Below are 16,211 nucleotides of genomic sequence, written 5' to 3'. Positions count from 1 at the left end.
GTATTAGCGTCAGGCGATGTCCGTCCCGCCCGATCGCCGCCTTGTCTTCCTGCTGAACGCCGGCAACCGGCGCGTCCAGCGCTGGATCGAGGCGGCCATGGCGGCCAAGGGCGGCCTGACGTCGGCCCAGTCCGGCGTGCTGTTTTTCCTCGGCCAGCGTGACGGGGCCCTGATCGGCGAGGCCGCCGAAGCCCTTGATCTGGCTCCGTCGGCCATGACCGGCCTCATCGACCGCATGACCCGGGTGGACCTCGTCGAACGGCGCGCCGATCCGGCTGACGGTCGGGCCATGCGCCTCTATCTGACCGACAAGGGCCGCGCCGCCCGCGACTACGCCAAGGGCGGCCTCGACGGCATCAACGCCAATCTGACCGACGGCTTCTCTGAGCAGGAGATTGCCGTGGTCGCCCGCTGGCTGCTCAGCCTGCAGACCAAGTTCCCCAAAGGAGACCCCGCATGACCGACCACGTGAAGGTCGCGATCGACGCCGGCGTGATGACAATCACCCTGGCCCGGCCCGAGAAGAAGAATGCCTTGTCCAACGCCATGTACGGTGTGCTGGCCGACAGCATGGAAGCGGCCGAAAAGGATCCGTCGATCCGGGTGATCGTCTTCCAGGCCGACGGCGACAGCTTCACGGCCGGCAACGATCTGGGTGACTTTACGGCCCAGGCGACCGGGGCCTTCTCGGGTGAACGCCATGTGACCCGGTTCCTCAAGGCGCTGGCCAACGCCACGCGGCCGCTGATCGCCGCCGTGCACGGCCAGGCGGTGGGCGTGGGAACAACCATGCTGCTGCATTGTGACCTGGTGTTCACCAGCCCCGACGCGCGCCTGACCACGCCGTTCGTCAACCTGGCCCTGGTCCCTGAAGCGGCCTCCAGCTGGCTGCTGCCGGCCCGGATCGGCCATGCCCGCGCCTATGCCATGTTCGCCCTGGGCGAAGCCGTCGATGGCACGACTGCAGCGGCCTGGGGCCTCTCAAACGCCGTTGTTCCGCTGGACGAGCTGCGCACCCGTGCACGATCCGCCGCCGACCAGTTGGCCCGGCGACCGCTGGGGGCCCTGACCGTCACCAAGACCCTGATGCGCGATGCCGAAAAGATCGCTGCCCTGATGGATACCGAAGGGGCCCTGTTCGCCGAGCGCCTGCAGACCGCCGAGGCCCGCGAAGCCTTCATGGCCTTCGCCGAGCGGCGTCCGGCCGACTTCAGCAAGGTGGGCTAGACCTGCCCGGCCGCTCATTCCGGACGCCTCCGCTTGCGAGGCATCCGGAAGGACTGTCGCTGTTCGCGTTGCGTAAAACCTTGAATACATAACAAAAACATCGGGAGAAACGCCATGACTGACCGCATCACCTCCGGCTTCAAGCCGATGACTCCGGCCCGCGACGTGGTCGCCGGCCATGACCTGACCGGCAAGGTCGCCATCGTCACCGGGGCTGCGACCGGGATCGGCATCGAGACCGCCAGGGCGCTCGCGGAAGCCGGGGCCGAGGTGATCATCGCCGTGCGCAAGCCCGATCTCGGTGACGCGGCCGTGGTCGAGGTCAACAAGACCGCCAAAGGAGCCAAGGCCTCATGGTCGATGCTGGACCTGTCCAGCTTCAGCTCCATCCGGGCCTTTGCCGAGCGCTGGGCCAATCGCCCCCTGAATATCCTGATCAACAATGCCGGCGTCATGGCCTGCCCGCTCGCCTATACCGAGGACGGGCTGGAGATGCAGATCGGCACCAACCATTTCGGCCACTACCTGCTGTCGGTCCTGCTGGCCCCCAGCCTGGTCGCCGGTGCCAAGGCCTCAGGCAAGAGCTCGCGGCTGGTGTCGCTGTCCTCGATCGGCCATCGCCGCGCCGGGGTAAACTTCGAGGACCCGCATTACCGGGCCCGCGACTACGACAAGTGGGAAAGCTACGGTCAGGCCAAGTCCGCCAACGCCCTGTTCGCCGTCGGCTTCAATGCGCGCTTCAAGGACCAGGGCGTGTTCGCCAACGCCGTGATGCCGGGCGGGATCATGACGCCGCTGCAGCGCCACATGAGCCTCGACGAACAGCGGGCCATGGGCTGGATCGACGAGAACGGTAAGGTTCGCGACGGCTTCAAGACGACGGAAGAAGGGGCCTCGACCAGCGTCTGGGCCGCCGTCGGTGACGAGCTGGAAGGGGTCGGCGGTCTCTATCTCGAAGATCTCGCCCAGGCCGAACCCTGGACCAAGGACAAGCCCTGGAGCGGGGTGATGCCTCATGCCCTGGATCCGGAAGCCGCCGAACGCCTTTGGGCCCTGTCCGTCGAGACGACGGGGGCCTGATGTCGCGCCAGACGCTCTGGGTCCTGGCGGGGATCGCGGCCGTGGTCGGCGGACTGATCGATCTGGTCGGTCCGCTGCTCTATCCGCATCTGGTCGAACCGGCCCGGCAGGGCGTCTATGTCCTGATCGACGTGCTGCTGCTGTTTGGCCTGCTGGGCCTGCAGTCGGCGGCCGGGCGGCAACTTGGCTGGCCAGGGCTTGCGGGCTTCGTGGTGGCGGTTACGGCTGTGTTGCTGGTGCGCTCGTCGGCGACCCAGTTTCTGGGTCCGCAGACCTACTTGATCGCCGCAAGCCTCTGGTCGGCTGGGATGGTCATGATGTCTGCTTGCCTTCTTCTCTCCAGGGCTCCCTTTCGCACGCCGGCTTTCCTTTGGATCGCCGCCCTCGGCATCGGCCTTGCGGGTCTGATCCTGAAAGAGCAGGGTCTGGCACACCGCTTGGCCACCAGCTGCTTCGCCCTCGCCTGGATCGCCCTGGGCGTCCAGCTCGTCCGCCAGGGCCGTTCCATTCCGGGAGACAATCCGTGAGCCTCAAGAACAAGACCCTGTTCGTCACCGGTGCCTCGCGCGGCATCGGCCTGGCCATCGCCCTGCGGGCTGCGCGTGACGGAGCCAATGTGGTGATCGCGGCCAAGACCGCCGAGGCCCATCCCAAACTGCCCGGTACCATCTATTCGGCTGCCGCCGAGATCGAGGCCGCCGGCGGCAAGGCCCTGCCCTTGGTCGTCGACGTGCGCGAGGAGGCCAGCGTCCATGAGGCGGTCGAAAAGGCCGTCGCCACCTTCGGCGGCATCGATATCTGCGTGAACAATGCCTCGGCCATCTCGCTGACTGGCACGCTTTCGACCGACATGAAGCGCTACGACCTGATGCACCAGATCAATACGCGCGGCACCTTCCTGACGTCCAAGGCCTGCATCCCGCACCTGAAGCAGGCGGAGAACCCGCACGTCCTGATGCTGTCGCCGCCCCTGGACATGAAGCCGCACTGGTTCGGCTCGCACGTGGCCTACACCATGGCCAAGTTCGGCATGTCGATGTGCGTGCTGGGCATGGCCGAGGAATTCAAGGCCGACGGCATCGCCTTCAACGCCCTGTGGCCGCGCACCGGCATCGCCACAGCCGCCATCCAGTTCGCCCTGGCCGGCGAGGAAGGCCTGCGCCACTGCCGGACGGTAGAGATCATGGCCGATGCGGCCCATGCGATCTTCGAAAAGCCCGCGCGCAGCTTTTCCGGCAACTTCCTGATCGACGACACCTTCCTATACGGCGAAGGCGTTCGCGACTTCGATCAGTACAAGGTCGATCCGGACGCGACCCTGATGCCCGACTTCTTCGTTCCCGCCGACAGCGTGCCGCCGCCCGGCGTGACCATCGGCTGAGCGCGTCAGCCCGGGCGGGGTCCGGCCCTCTTGCCGGAGCTTGCCCGGGCCGCAACCTCCAGCGCCCGGCGGGCCCACTCCAGCAGGCTATCCTGGTCATCCAGCGCCTCGACCGGGGCTGACCAGTAGGCCATGGGCTTGCCCGCGCCTGCCGGGTCGAAGGCCTGGGACCCGGCCGCCTCGAACAGGGGCTTCAGGGTCTCATCCCCCTTCAGGTAGAGCATGTCGTCGTCGATCAGCGCGAAGAAAAGGCCGTTCGCATAGACCCCGACTCCCCCGAACATACGGCGGGCGGTGATCTGGCCCAGCGGGGCCAGTTGCTCCAGAACAAAGTCCCGATAGTCCGCAGAGACCGCCATGTCCGTCACCGTCCGTCCTGCCACGCCGTCCGACGCCGGCCTCGTCTACCAGTTCATCCGCGATCTGGCCGAGTATGAAAAGCTGCTCGACAGTGTGGAGGCGACCGAGGCGGATCTGGCGACGGCGCTATTTGGCGAGTCTCCGCGCGCCTTTGCCGATATCGCCGAACTGGACGGCGAGCCGGTCGGATTTGCCCTGTGGTTCTACAACTACTCCACCTTTGTGGGACGCCACGGCATCTATCTGGAAGACCTGTTTGTTCGGCCGTCGGCGCGGGGTGCCGGGGCCGGCAAGGCCCTGCTGGCCGCCCTGGCAAGGCGCTGCATCGACGAGAATCTGGGCCGGCTGGAATGGAGCGTGCTGGACTGGAATGCCCCGTCCATCGCCTTCTATGACAGCCTCGGTGCCGCTGCGATGGACGAGTGGATCATCCGGCGGATGACGGGCAAGCCCCTGCGGCGGCTGGCCAGCCTCTAGTCCAGCCGGTCCGCCTTGCGCAGTTCGGGGAACAGCCAGGCCCACAGGCCGGTGACCCCGAGCGCGCCGATGCCGCCGAACACCACGGCCCCGACGGGACCGAGGAACCAGGCCGCCACCCCACTTTCGGCCTCGCCCAGTTCGTTGGACGCGCTGATAAAGACGCCGGAAACGGCCGAGACGCGCCCCCGCATGGCATCCGGCGTGACGATCTGGACCAGGGTCTGGCGGACATAGACACTCAGCATGTCGGCCCCGCCGAGCAGGGCCAGGGCCCCCACCGACAACCACATCAGTTGCGAGAGTCCGAACACTACCGTCGCTGCGCCGAAGGCTGCCACCCCCAAGAACATGACCCGCCCGGCATGACGGCGGATCGGATTAGCCGCCAGATAAAGAGCCACCAGACTGGCTCCGACGGCCGGCGCGGCGCGCAGGATGCCGAACCCCGCCGGTCCAACATGCAGCACGTCCTTGGCAAAGACCGGCAGCAGGGCGGTGGCCCCGCCGAGGATCACGGCAAACAGGTCCAGCGAGATCGAGCCGAAGACGATCTTGTTGTTCCAGACATAGGCCAGGCCCTCGCGGATCAGTTCGAGGCGTGAACCCGGCTGGGTTTCGGGACGGGTGGAGTGACGGATGGCCAGGGCCATCACGGCCGCTGCCAGGAACAGCACGGCCGATACGCCGAAGGCCAGGCCCGGCGAATGGATCAGCAGCAGACCGCCGATCGCCGGGCCGATGATCGAACCGGTCTGCCAGGACAGGGAGTTCCAGGCGATGGCCCGCGGCAGCAGGGCCCTCGGCACCAGCATCGGACCCATCGCGCTGCTGGCCGGCGACAGGAACGCCCGACTGGCCCCGAACAGCACCGAGACGGCAAAGACCGGCCACAGGGCATGAGATCCTGTCAGGGCCAGGGTCAGCAGCACGCCGGCGCATACTGCATCAAGGATCAACGTCACCGCCACGATGATCTTGCGGCTGCGGCGGTCGGCCGTCTCGCCGGCTACCAGGGTCAGAAGCAGCATCGGCAGGAACTGGGCCAGACCGATCATGCTGACCAGGAAAGCCGACTCGCCGACCGAATGGGTCAACCGGGCGATGGCATAGACCTGCCAGCCCAGCGCTACCGACTGGATCTGGACTCCGAGTGTCGAGACAAACCGCTCGATCCAGAACAGCACGAAGTCACGCTCCCGCAACAGGGCGCGGCTAGAGGTGTCCGGGACGGGCTCGGCGGGCGTTGTGGGGAGATCAGACATTGCGTCGCACCATAGAGACCAGTCCCGCGTGCGCAACGGTGTTGACCTCTTCAAGCCTTGGCCCTACAGGGCCCGCGAGCTTCTGGAGGTTCGGCGATGCGACGCCAACGACGAATGACGCGCGAACGCGCCACGATCTGACGCTCTCCCGCGCCTTCGCGTCGGGAGCCCCCGATGCCCTTTCGCACTCCGAAGGCCGATGACCTCCAGTTCCAGACTCTCCGCCCTGCCCCTATCTGCGCCCGTGCTGGTCCTTGAGACCCCGGCCATGGAGCGGGCCGTCACCACCCTGATCGACCGGGTCTTCGGTCCCGGTCGCTTCGCCAAGGTTTCCGAGCGCCTGCGCGAGGGCAACACCCTGCTTGACGACTGCTCTTTTGTCGCCATGCGCGAGAGCCGCCCGGTCGGCTGCGTGCGTCTGTGGCCCGTGACGGTCGGCGGCACGCCTGTAGCCTTCCTCGGCCCCCTGGCCGTCGATCCTGATGAGCGCAGCGCGGGCCTCGGCCAGACCCTGGTGGAAAGCGCTTGTGCCGCCGCCCATGCCGAGGGCTGGAAGGCCGTGCTGCTGGTCGGTGATGCGCCCTATTTCACCCGCGCCGGCTTTTCCGCCGCCCACACGGCAGGCGTGACGATGCCCGGACCGGTCGACCCGCGCCGGGTGCTGCTGAAGCCGCTCGTCGAGGGCGGCGACCTTGGCCTTTCGGGCCTGGTCGCTATCCCCTGAGGCGATCGGTGCCTTGAGTAGGGCGGTGGCATGGCCTACCTGAAGGCCATGACCGCCGTTCCCCCCAAGGCAGATCCATCCATTTCAGACTCCGCACGTAGCGGGCTGGATGGCGTCATGGCCGCCGCCAGGGTGGCCGGCGCGCGTGGCCTGCCGCCGGTACATCTGTGGAACCCGCCCCATTGCGGCGAGATCGACATCCGCATCCGCAAGGACGGGGTCTGGCTCCATGAAGGCTCACCGATCGGCCGCGAGGCCCTGGTGCGGCTGTTCTCGACCGTGCTGCGGCTTGACCCAGACGGCTATCACCTGGTCACACCCGTCGAGAAGATGAAGATCAGCGTCGAGGATGCCCCGTTCATCGCCGTGCGGGTGGATCGGGACGGCGATGTCCTGCGCTTCACGACCAATGTCGGTGACGAGGTCGAGGCGGGGCCGGACGACCGGATCCGGGTCGAGACCGACCCGGTGACCGGCGAGCCGCGGCCCTATGTGCATGTCCGCCGGGGCCTCGAAGCCTTGATCGCCCGCCCGGTCTTCTATGAGCTGGTCGAAATGGCCGAGCCGCGCCAGACGGCGTCCGGCGAGGAATTCGGCGTCAGTTCGCACGGCGTCTGGTTTCCCGTCGCCGAAGCCGGGGCCGTCGTCGCGTGACCCCGCAGGCGCGCCGGGACTGGATTACGGCTCGGCTTGATCCGATCGACCTCTATGACCCGAGCCTCGCTGACCCGGTGCGCTCCGACTTCGACCTCAATCCGGGCCTCAGAATGGAGAACCCCCACGCCCTGCGACCGGCCGCCGTTCTGGTGGGCCTGGTCGAGCGGGAGGAAGGCCTGACGGTGCTGCTCACCCGTCGTGCGGACACCCTGCGCAGCCACACCGGCCAGATCGCCTTTCCGGGCGGGCGCTGCGATCCGGGAGAGACCCCCTGGGTGACCGCCCTGCGCGAGGCTGAGGAAGAGGTCGGACTGGATCCCGGCTTCGTCAGCCTGGCGGGCCTGTTACAGGGCTACCAGACGGTGACCGGGTTTCACGTGACGCCGGTGGTGGGCTTCATCGATCCTGCGGCAAGCCTGGTCCCCAGTCCGGAAGAAGTCGCCGACGTGTTCGAGACGCCTTTCGATTTCCTGATGAACCCGCAGAATCACCAGCGCCAGCACAGGGACACGCCCAGCGGCGAGCGCCGGCATTTCTATGCCATGCCCTGGAACGACCGCTTCATCTGGGGGGCTACGGCCGGCATGCTGCGGGCCCTCTACGACCGCCTTCATCCGGCCCCCGCATCCTGACCTCCCGGTCGCCGGCCAGGGAAGGGAATGATGCTAGCGGTACTACGCTCGACAGTGTCGCAAGCCCCCAATCAGGGGGGAACAAGACTTTAAAAGAGGCTGGCGACAGGGCTTGATCATGGCCTAACAATACCGACCGCCCTGCGGGGCGGTCGGTTCCGGGGGTGAAGCTTGACGTTGCAGGGTGAGTCGATCGGCGTGACGCCCTGGATGGCGTGGCCCGAAACCCGAGCCGTGATCGCCGCCCTCGAAGCCCAGGGCTTTCCCGGCTGTGCCCGCTTTGTGGGGGGCTGTGTGCGCAATACCATCATGGGCAAGCCGATCGACGATATCGACATCGCGACGACCCTCACGCCCGACGCCGTAATTGACGCCCTGTCGAAAGCCGGGCTGCGCGCGATCCCCACCGGCGTGGATCACGGAACGGTAACCGCCCTGGCCGGCGGCAAGCCCTACGAGATCACCACGCTGCGACGCGACGTGTCGACAGATGGACGCCGGGCGGTCGTAGCCTTCAGCCAGGACTGGGAACAGGACGCCCAGCGCCGCGACTTCCGTTTCAACGCACTCTATGCCGACCCCGAAGGCCGGATCTATGATCCGACCGGCGAGGGCCTGGCCGACGCGCGGGCCGGGCGGGTGGTCTTCGTCGGCGATCCGATGACGCGGATTCGTGAGGACTATCTGCGGATACTGCGCTTCTTCCGCTTCTATGCCTGGTATGGCCGGGGCGAACCCGACCAGAAGGCCCTTACAGCGTGCAAGGCACTGAAGGGCATGGTCGCGGGGCGTGCCGCCGAGCGCACCCAGAAAGAGCTGATGAAGCTGCTGGCGGCCGAAGATCCCCGCCCTGCCCTGCGGCTGATGGCCGCCACGGGCGTGCTCGGCTCAGCCCTGCCCTTTGTTAAGTCGCTCGCCTGTTTCGACAGTCTGGTCGGCATCGAAACCGAACAGCTTTTCGAGAGCGATCCCGACTTGCGGCTGGCAGCTCTGATCCCGGCTGACCCGGCCGTCGCCGGCCAGATGGCCGAGCGCCTGCGCCTGCCCAACAATGTCCGCGACCGCCTGGTGGATGCCGTCGGCTCATCACCCCGGATCGTCAGCTGGATGAGCCCGCGCGAGGCCCGCCGGGCTGTCTACGCCCTGGGTCTGCGGACCTTCTGCGACCGCGTGAAGCTGGCCTGGGCCGGCTCGGGTCGGCCTGTGACCGCGCCGCAATGGCGGGCTCTATTGGCCCAGGCCGAGACCTGGACGCCGCCGGCCTTCCCGCTGACCGGCGAAGAAGTGATGAAGGCCGGTGTGCCCAAGGGTCCTCTGGTTGGCGAGGTGATGCGCGAGATCGAGATCTGGTGGATCGACCAGGACTTCATCATGGACAAGTTCAGCGCTATCGAGCGCCTCAAGGCTGTCGCCCAGGGCATGGTCTACTAGGAATGCGGATCGGCCTTCTCGAGACCGGCGAACCGCCCGTCGCCCTGCAGCCCGAATTCGGCCGCTACGGCGGCATGTTCCAGACCCTGCTGGGTCCCGGCCATGCCTATGCCACCTATGACGTCCAGGCCGGCCAGCTTCCGCAATCACCCGGCGAGCAGGACGCCTGGATCATCACCGGCTCCTCGGCGGGGGTCTATGACCCCCTGCCCTGGATCGAGCCCCTTTCAGATCTTCTGCGCGCAGCCTGCGGGCGGGTTCCGCTGGTCGGGGTCTGTTTCGGACACCAGATCATGGCCCAGGCGTTCGGCGGCCAGGTGGTCAAGTCTGACAAGGGCTGGGGTGTAGGTCTGCACCAATATGACATCGCAACGACCGCCCCCTGGATGGACGACAATCGGTCGATCGCCATTCCTGCTTCGCACCAGGACCAGGTGGTCGCGCTCCCGGCCGGGGCCCGCGTGCTGGCCGGAAGTGATTTCACGCCTTTCGGGGTTCTGGCCTATGACGCTCCGGCCGGGCAGGCTGCCGCGATTTCCATGCAGGTTCATCCCGAATTCGATCCGGCCTATGCCGCTGCCCTGATCGAGGCCCGGCGCGGGAGCCGCTACACCGATCCGCAGGCCGATGCCGCGATCGCCAGCCTGCAGGCCCCCAATGACCGTCACCGCGTCGCCGGCTGGATCGGCCGCTTCCTGGAGCAGGCCTGATCCCAGGGGCCGCGAGGGCGGGTTTCGCGACGCCCGCACTGGCGAAGCCCCGCGCGAGGCTCTATCTCCCCGACCATGCTGATGGTCATCTCCCCCGCCAAGTCTCTGGACTTCACCGCGCCCGAACAGGTGCTGCCGCTGACGACGCCGGAGCTCAAGGGCCGGATCGCCGAGCTGGCCAAGGTGACGCACAAGCTGACGGTCGCCGATTTGCGCCGGTTGATGCACATCTCGGAGAAGCTGGCGGTCCTGAACCGGGAGCGGTTCCAGCACTTCGACCCCGAAGTGGAAGAAGGCCTGCAGGCCGTCATCGCCTTCAATGGCGACGTCTATGCCGGGCTTGCGGCCCGTGAACTGGACCGGCCCGCCCTGGACTGGGCCCAAGACCACCTGCGGATCCTTTCGGGCCTCTATGGCGTCCTGCGCCCCCTGGATGCGATGCAGCCTTACCGTCTGGAGATGGGTACGCGCCTCAAGACCAAGCGCGGAGCCAACCTCTATGACTTCTGGGGCGAGACCATCGCCAAGACCCTGAACGCCGCAGCCGAAGGTCATGCCGATCCTGCCCTGATCAACCTGGCGAGCCAGGAGTATTTCGGCGCGGTCGACGCCCGGGCCCTGAAGCTTCCGGTCATCACCTGCCACTTCAAGGAGGAGAAGGCCGGTGCACTCAAGGTGCTGGGCTTCTTCGCCAAGAAGGCCCGCGGCCGCATGGCCCGCTTCATCATCGACAACCGGCTTGAGCGGTCCGGAGACATGAAGAGCTTCGATCTGGACGGATACCGGTTCCGACCCGAGCTCTCGACGGGCAGCGACTGGGTTTTCGCTCGCCCGCAACCCTGAATTCATCTATCGATGAATTTATAAAAGCTCGCCCTTCGTCGGAGCGGGCTGTATGTTGCATTGCAGCATCGACAGGGTCGGATCATCAGGGAGCGTGCCGCATGGCCGTGGATTTCGGTTTGCAGGGGCAGGTTGCCATTGTGACGGGCTCGACCAGCGGGATCGGTCATGCCCTCGCCGACGCGCTCGCGGCCCAGGGCGTCAATATCGTCCTGAACGGCCTCGGCGAAATGACCGCCATCGAGCGGACTCGCTCCGAACTGGCCGAGAAGCACGGCGTAGAGGTCCTGTACAACGGGGCCGACATGACCAAGCCGGACCAGATCGCTGCCATGGTCCTGGCCGCGAAGGCCGAGTTCGGTGAACTGGACATCCTGATCAATAATGCCGGCATCCAGCATGTCGCGCCGATCGAGGACTTTCCCACCGACAAGTGGGACCAGATCATCGCCATCAACCTGACCTCGGCCTTCCATGCCACCAAGGCCGCCGTGCCGATCATGAAGGCACAGGGACGGGGACGGATCGTCAACATCGCCTCGGCCCATGCCCTGGTCGCCTCGCCGTTCAAGTCCGCCTATGTCGCCGCCAAGCACGGCGTTCTGGGCCTGACCAAGACCGTGGCCCTCGAGGTCGCCCAGCATGGCATCACCTGCAACGCCATCTGCCCGGGCTTCGTGAAGACGCCGCTGGTCGAGGCCCAGATCGCCGACCAGGCCAAGGCCCGCGGCATCAGCGAGGAAGCCGTGATGAAGGACGTCATCCTGGCCAGCCAGCCGACCAAGCAGTTCGTGACCTTCGACCAGCTTTCGGGACTGTTGCTCTATCTGGTTTCCGACGCCGGGGCCTCGGCCAACGGCTCGGCCTTCCAGGTCGACGGCGGCTGGACCGCCCAGTAACCAGGGAGCGGGTCATGCCCATCGGCCCGTTGAAGAAGAAGCCCGCCGGCCCGCGCGGCATCAGCCTCGCCTTGCAGGGCGGCGGTGCTCACGGCGCGTTCGAATGGGGCATTCTCGACCGGCTTCTGGAGGACGAAAGCCTCGAGATCAAGGCCGTCACGGCCGCTTCGGCCGGCGCGATGAACGCCGTCTGCCTGGCCCATGGCCTGATTGAGGGCGGTCGGGACGGCGCGCGCAAGGCGCTGGACGACTTCTGGCGTGCCACAAACCAGGCAGGCGGCCAGAATGTGTTCGGCGATTCCGGCATTTGGACCAAGGCCTTCGCCGGCCCTGACTGGCTGAAGAATACACCCGGCTGGCGGATGGCCGAGACCCTGGCCATGAGCCTCAGCCCCTACGAGTTCAATCCGTTCAACCTGAACCCCCTGCATGACGTCCTGGAGGCGACTGTAGACTTTGCGGCCATCCGTAAACGCTCGCCGGTGAAACTCTATATCGCGGCCACGGCGGTCCGGCTGAGCAAGGCCAGGATCTTCCGCGAGACCGAGCTGACCGCAAAGCACATCATGGCCTCAGCCTGCCTGCCGCAAGTGTTTCAGGCGGTAGAGATCGACGGCGAGCCCTACTGGGACGGCGGCTTTCTCGCCAATCCGCCCCTGTGGCCCCTGTTTTATGACGACACCCCCGACGACATTCTCGTGGTCAGCCTCAATCCGTTCGTCCGGGACGAAACGCCCAAATCGCCGGGCGAGATCATGGACCGGCTCAACGAAATCACCTTCAACGCCTCCCTCGCCTCGGAACTGCGGGCGATCGGCTTTGTCCAGAAATTGCTCGACGAGGGCCTCCTGAAGGACAACGCCAAGGGCCGGTATCGCCGGATGCTGGTGCACGCCATCACCGCCGACGGGCCGTTGGCCGATCTATCGCTGTCGAGCAAGTTCAATACCGAGTGGAGCTTTCTGTCCGACCTCAAGGACCGGGGCCGCAAGGCGGCGGAGGCCTGGCTGGCCGATTGCGGCGACAGCGTCGGCGTCAAATCCTCCCTTGATCTCAAGGTCGGCTTCCCCTGACCCTTGGCCTCAGGGTATCTGGGGGCATGATCCAAACGCTCGCTGCTCCGGTTATCCCGAACCCACCCGTTCCCGTGCCGACCGTTGGTGTCGTCTGCCTGCGCGGCGACGAGGTGCTACTAATCAAGCGCGGAACACCGCCGCGACTGGGGCAATGGAGCCTGCCGGGCGGCCGCATGGAATGGGGCGAAACCACCGCGGCCGCAGCCCTGCGAGAGCTGAAAGAAGAGACCGGGGTCGAGGCCGAACTCCTCGGACTGCTGGACGTGATCGACGGCATTTTTCCAGCCCGCCCGGGTCCGGATGGCAAGCCCGGCGAGATCACCCGCCATTACGTGCTGATCGACTATGCGGCCCGGTGGATCTCGGGCGACCCCGTGGCCGGAGACGATGCCGCCGAGGCCCGCTTCGTGACGCGCGACGAGGCCATGGCCCTAGTCGACTGGGACGAGACCCGCCGGATGATCCAGCAAGCCTATGACCGGTTCGCCGCATGACCCTACTCGACACCCCCAAGCCCCGCGCGGGCCTCAGCCCCAACGCCATGATCCTGATCGGGGCCGTCATTGCCCTCGGCGGGACACTGACCATCCCAACCGGCCTGACGGGCTTTCTGACCTTCGCCTTTGTGGCTCTCGCCTGGGTGCTCAGCGTCGGGATCCATGAATTTGGCCATGCCTTTGTCGCCTGGAAGGCCGGAGATACGACGATCATCGACAAGGGCTACCTGACCCTCGATCCCCTGAAATACACCGACCTGTCGACGACCCTGATCCTGCCGCTAGTCGCTCTGGCGCTCGGGGGAATCGGCTTTCCGGGCGGCGCGGTCTATCTGCGAAATGATCTGATGCGCAGTCCAGGCTGGCGCGCCCTGGCCTCGCTGGCAGGGCCGGCGGGCACCCTCGTCGTCCTGATCGCGATTGCGGTCCTGATGCCGCTCACGGCCGGCGCCCCGGCCCTGCACCAGGCCCTCGCGCTGCTGGCCTTCCTGCAGGCCAGCGCCCTGGTCCTGAACCTTCTGCCGGTTCCGGGTCTCGACGGCTACGGCGTGATCCGGCCTTTCCTGCCCACCGCCCTTGCCGAGCGCCTGGCCAAGTTCGAGGCCATCAGCTTCCTGGTTCTGTTTGGAGTGATCTTCTTCGTGCCAGGGGTCAGCGATGTGATCTTCGGCCTCGCCGCCCTGATTGCCGCCCTGCTGGGCGTGTCTCCGGATGCCATGCAGGCCGGTTGGGCCAGCTTCCACTTCTGGAAGTGACGCACGGGCGCCCTTGACCTTCCGCGCCTGACCGCCTCTCCTTCAAACAAGCGTTCAAAGTCCAGGGGAGACACGTCATGGCATTCGCGCCCTTCAATCTGGCCGGCAAGGTGGCCCTGGTCACCGGCGGCAATCGCGGCATCGGCCTGGGCATGGCCAAGGCGATGGCGCAGGCCGGGGCCGACATCGTCATCTGGGGCTCCAATCCCGAGCGCAACCTGGCTGCAGAGGGCGAACTGACCGCCCTGGGCGTTCGCGTGAAGGCCCAGACCGTCGACGTCTCAGACGAGGCCCAGGTCCGCGAGGGCATGGAGGAGGCCGTCGCCGCCATGGGGCGGGTCGACAGCGTGTTCGCCAATGCCGGCGTCGGCTTCGGCTCGCCCTCGTTCGTCGACATGAGCACCGAAACCTACCGCAAGGTTCTGGCGGTCAATCTCGACGGCGTGTTCTTCACCCTGCGCGAAGCCTGCCGCCACATGGTCGATCGCGCCAAAAGCGGCGATCCGGGCGGCTCGCTGGTCGGCGTGGCGTCGCTGGCCGCCATCGAGGGCGCAGCGCGCAACGAGGCCTATGCGGCGACCAAGGGCGCGGTGATCTCGATGATCAAGTCGGTGGCGGTCGAGCATGCCCGCTACGGCGTACGGGCCAACGCCATCCTGCCCGGCTGGATCGCCACCGACATGACGGCCGGGGCCCAGGGCAACTCGGCCTTTGCCGAGAAGGTTATCCCGCGGGTTCCAGCCCGGCGGTGGGGCGAGCCCGCTGATTTTGGGGGCATGGCCGTCTATCTGGCCTCGGACGCCTCCAGCTATCACTCGGGCACCACGATCGTCATCGACGGCGGCTACTCGATCTTCTAGGCGCGACGGGTCCGGATTGATTTCTGGACTCAATCGTCGAAGAAAACCCTATTGAAATAAGGGCCTTGCGCATTTGCAGGGCCGGTGAGAAGCTTTCCTCGAAGGTAGCCTGGACGTCAGATCCGGGCACCTCTCGAGGAAACGAACCCGATGACCCCGCAAGACGTCGTCAGCCTGACTCCCCCCCGCGGCATGCTGGCGCTGATCGCCATGATGCTGACGGCTATGGCCGCCTGCTTCTTCACGACCGAAGCGACCACCGAGGCGGTCCGCACAGACCGGGTCTGAGCGCCCCTGCCCTCGCGGCACGCTTGCCAGCCGCCGGGCCCGACGCACAACCTCCTGAAAAATAACGGGAGGACGGTTCCATGGCGCTGCATACGCCGCTTTGCGATCTACTGAACATCGAGCATCCGATCCTGCTGGCCGGTATGGGCGGGGTCTCCTATGCGCCGCTGGCCGCCGCCGTCTCTAACGCCGGCGGTTATGGCGTGCTGGGCATGGCCGGCACCACGCCGGACTTCATCCGCGACCAGATGCGTCAGGTCCGGGCCCTGACCGACCGACCCTTCGGTGTCGACCTGCTGGCAGCCACGCCCGACGCCCTGACCGACAGTGTCGAGGTCATCATCGCCGAGGGGGCCAGCGCCTTCATCGCCGGACTCGGCGTTCCCATGCCCATCATCGCCCGCCTCAAGGCCGCAGGCCTGAAGGTCATGGTGGTCTGCGGTGCCGTAAAGCATGCGGTCAAGGCCGAGCAGGCCGGCTGCGATGCCGTGATCTGCCAGGGCGGCGAAGGCGGCGGCCATACAGGGCTGGTCGGCACGCTGCCGCTGGTGGCCCAGGCCGTTGAGGCGGTGAAGATCCCGGTCGTTGCGGCCGGTGGCCTGCATGACGGACGCGGCCTCGCCGCCGCCCTGGCGCTCGGGGCTCAGGGCGTCTGGATGGGTACCCGCTTCATCGCCAGCCACGAGGCCCATGCCGGCGACCTCTATCGCCAGGCCGTGGTCGCGGCGGCCGACGAAGATACCGTCCGTACCCGCTGCTATTCGGGCAAGCCGATGCGCGTGAAAAAGAACCCCTATGTCGAGGACTGGGAATCCCGTCCCTCCGACATCCAGTCGTTCCCGCAGCAGGCCATGGTCTCGATCCGTAACGGGGCGATGGGCGGCATCGGCGGCCAGATCGAGGGCCTGGACAATGACAAGTCCTGCTTCGCCATGGGCCAGAGCGCCGGCGGCATCCATGAAGTCCTTCCCGCCGCCGAGATCGTCGCGCGGCTGGTCAGCGAGGCCCAGGTCTCGATCCGTCGAATGGCAGCCCTCGATCACTGAAGT

General features: G+C 66.7%; 22 protein-coding genes. 20 read left to right on the top strand and 2 right to left on the bottom strand.

Annotation, left to right across the window (positions count from 1 at the left end):
* The first annotated feature begins 16 nt into the window (after positions 1–16).
* The 5 genes from DBR10_RS07080 (at position 17) to DBR10_RS07060 (ending at position 3,688) form a co-directional block, all read left to right on the top strand.
* Positions 17–460 carry a MarR family winged helix-turn-helix transcriptional regulator gene (locus DBR10_RS07080; RefSeq protein ID WP_108504939.1) on the top strand — a complete coding sequence of 148 codons (444 nt, stop codon included), beginning with the start codon at positions 17–19 and terminating at the stop codon, positions 458–460.
* Entirely contained in the window at positions 457–1,227 is a 771-nt protein-coding gene (locus tag DBR10_RS07075; RefSeq protein ID WP_108504940.1) for an enoyl-CoA hydratase, read from the top strand. Before DBR10_RS07080 ends, DBR10_RS07075 begins: the two co-directional genes overlap by 4 nt.
* Positions 1,228–1,341: 114 nt before the next feature.
* Positions 1,342–2,307, top strand: a complete 966-nt coding sequence (locus tag DBR10_RS07070; RefSeq protein WP_108489503.1) for an SDR family NAD(P)-dependent oxidoreductase — start codon at positions 1,342–1,344, stop codon at positions 2,305–2,307.
* Positions 2,307–2,834: a hypothetical protein gene (locus DBR10_RS07065; RefSeq protein WP_108489504.1), complete on the top strand. Its 528-nt coding sequence runs from the start codon at positions 2,307–2,309 to the stop codon at positions 2,832–2,834. The genes DBR10_RS07070 and DBR10_RS07065 overlap by 1 nt, the downstream gene beginning before the upstream one ends.
* A complete protein-coding gene (locus tag DBR10_RS07060) occupies positions 2,831–3,688 on the top strand; it encodes an SDR family oxidoreductase (protein WP_108489505.1) in 858 nt (285 codons plus the stop codon). The genes DBR10_RS07065 and DBR10_RS07060 overlap by 4 nt, the downstream gene beginning before the upstream one ends.
* 5 nt (positions 3,689–3,693) lie before the next feature.
* Here DBR10_RS07060 and DBR10_RS07055 read toward each other — a convergent pair whose 3' ends face one another.
* Positions 3,694–4,047: a TfoX/Sxy family protein gene (locus DBR10_RS07055; protein ID WP_369831690.1), complete on the bottom strand. Its 354-nt coding sequence runs from the start codon at positions 4,045–4,047 to the stop codon at positions 3,694–3,696.
* On the opposite strand from DBR10_RS07055, the gene DBR10_RS07050 reads away from it, so the two are divergent.
* Positions 4,046–4,525, top strand: a complete 480-nt coding sequence (locus DBR10_RS07050) for a GNAT family N-acetyltransferase (protein ID WP_108488767.1) — start codon at positions 4,046–4,048, stop codon at positions 4,523–4,525. The two genes, DBR10_RS07055 and DBR10_RS07050, sit on opposite strands and share 2 nt — an antisense overlap.
* Here the strand turns inward: DBR10_RS07050 and DBR10_RS07045 are convergent.
* Positions 4,522–5,790, bottom strand: coding sequence for an MFS transporter (locus tag DBR10_RS07045; protein ID WP_108504941.1), 1,269 nt, complete (start codon positions 5,788–5,790; stop codon positions 4,522–4,524). The genes DBR10_RS07050 and DBR10_RS07045 overlap by 4 nt on opposite strands.
* Before the next feature lie 96 nt (positions 5,791–5,886).
* Between DBR10_RS07045 and DBR10_RS19280 the strand changes: the two genes are divergently transcribed.
* The 14 genes from DBR10_RS19280 (at position 5,887) to DBR10_RS06985 (ending at position 16,208) form a co-directional block, all read left to right on the top strand.
* Positions 5,887–5,931 carry a hypothetical protein gene (locus tag DBR10_RS19280; protein ID WP_199223529.1) on the top strand — a complete coding sequence of 15 codons (45 nt, stop codon included), beginning with the start codon at positions 5,887–5,889 and terminating at the stop codon, positions 5,929–5,931.
* Between the two features lie 58 nt (positions 5,932–5,989).
* A complete protein-coding gene (locus DBR10_RS07040; protein ID WP_108485983.1) occupies positions 5,990–6,514 on the top strand; it encodes a GNAT family N-acetyltransferase in 525 nt (174 codons plus the stop codon).
* Positions 6,515–6,595: 81 nt separating this feature from the next.
* On the top strand, positions 6,596–7,168 hold the full coding sequence (locus DBR10_RS07035; RefSeq protein ID WP_108485985.1) for a DUF1285 domain-containing protein: 573 nt from the start codon (positions 6,596–6,598) through the stop codon (positions 7,166–7,168).
* The gene (locus tag DBR10_RS07030; protein WP_108485984.1) at positions 7,165–7,803 is read left to right on the top strand and encodes a CoA pyrophosphatase; all 639 of its coding nucleotides are present in this window, start codon (positions 7,165–7,167) and stop codon (positions 7,801–7,803) included. Before DBR10_RS07035 ends, DBR10_RS07030 begins: the two co-directional genes overlap by 4 nt.
* A gap of 177 nt (positions 7,804–7,980) precedes the next feature.
* Positions 7,981–9,234 carry a CCA tRNA nucleotidyltransferase gene (locus DBR10_RS07025; protein ID WP_369831691.1) on the top strand — a complete coding sequence of 418 codons (1,254 nt, stop codon included), beginning with the start codon at positions 7,981–7,983 and terminating at the stop codon, positions 9,232–9,234.
* Between the two features lie 2 nt (positions 9,235–9,236).
* A complete protein-coding gene (locus DBR10_RS07020; RefSeq protein ID WP_108488756.1) occupies positions 9,237–9,944 on the top strand; it encodes a glutamine amidotransferase-related protein in 708 nt (235 codons plus the stop codon).
* Positions 9,945–10,019: 75 nt separating this feature from the next.
* Positions 10,020–10,787, top strand: a complete 768-nt coding sequence (yaaA, locus tag DBR10_RS07015) for a peroxide stress protein YaaA (protein ID WP_108488755.1) — start codon at positions 10,020–10,022, stop codon at positions 10,785–10,787.
* Positions 10,788–10,888: 101 nt separating this feature from the next.
* Positions 10,889–11,686 carry a 3-hydroxybutyrate dehydrogenase gene (locus DBR10_RS07010; protein WP_108488754.1) on the top strand — a complete coding sequence of 266 codons (798 nt, stop codon included), beginning with the start codon at positions 10,889–10,891 and terminating at the stop codon, positions 11,684–11,686.
* A gap of 14 nt (positions 11,687–11,700) precedes the next feature.
* The gene (locus DBR10_RS07005) at positions 11,701–12,759 is read left to right on the top strand and encodes a patatin-like phospholipase family protein (RefSeq protein ID WP_108488753.1); all 1,059 of its coding nucleotides are present in this window, start codon (positions 11,701–11,703) and stop codon (positions 12,757–12,759) included.
* Positions 12,760–12,785: 26 nt separating this feature from the next.
* The gene (locus DBR10_RS07000; protein ID WP_108556228.1) at positions 12,786–13,256 is read left to right on the top strand and encodes an NUDIX hydrolase; all 471 of its coding nucleotides are present in this window, start codon (positions 12,786–12,788) and stop codon (positions 13,254–13,256) included.
* Complete coding sequence (locus DBR10_RS06995; protein WP_108504943.1) at positions 13,253–14,014, top strand: site-2 protease family protein; 762 nt, start codon at positions 13,253–13,255, stop codon at positions 14,012–14,014. Before DBR10_RS07000 ends, DBR10_RS06995 begins: the two co-directional genes overlap by 4 nt.
* Before the next feature lie 77 nt (positions 14,015–14,091).
* Positions 14,092–14,874, top strand: a complete 783-nt coding sequence (locus tag DBR10_RS06990) for an SDR family NAD(P)-dependent oxidoreductase (protein WP_108504944.1) — start codon at positions 14,092–14,094, stop codon at positions 14,872–14,874.
* 150 nt (positions 14,875–15,024) lie between these two features.
* Positions 15,025–15,162, top strand: a complete 138-nt coding sequence (locus DBR10_RS19275; RefSeq protein WP_199223527.1) for a hypothetical protein — start codon at positions 15,025–15,027, stop codon at positions 15,160–15,162.
* Between the two features lie 80 nt (positions 15,163–15,242).
* Positions 15,243–16,208 carry an NAD(P)H-dependent flavin oxidoreductase gene (locus tag DBR10_RS06985; RefSeq protein ID WP_108504945.1) on the top strand — a complete coding sequence of 322 codons (966 nt, stop codon included), beginning with the start codon at positions 15,243–15,245 and terminating at the stop codon, positions 16,206–16,208.
* Positions 16,209–16,211: the final 3 nt, after the last annotated feature.

The organism is Caulobacter sp. HMWF025, from assembly GCF_003060965.1.
In the GTDB taxonomy this organism is placed as follows: Bacteria; Pseudomonadota; Alphaproteobacteria; order Caulobacterales; family Caulobacteraceae; genus Caulobacter.
Note: the sequence above shows the minus strand (reverse complement) of the source record. Positions and strands in the feature narration are given on the sequence as shown.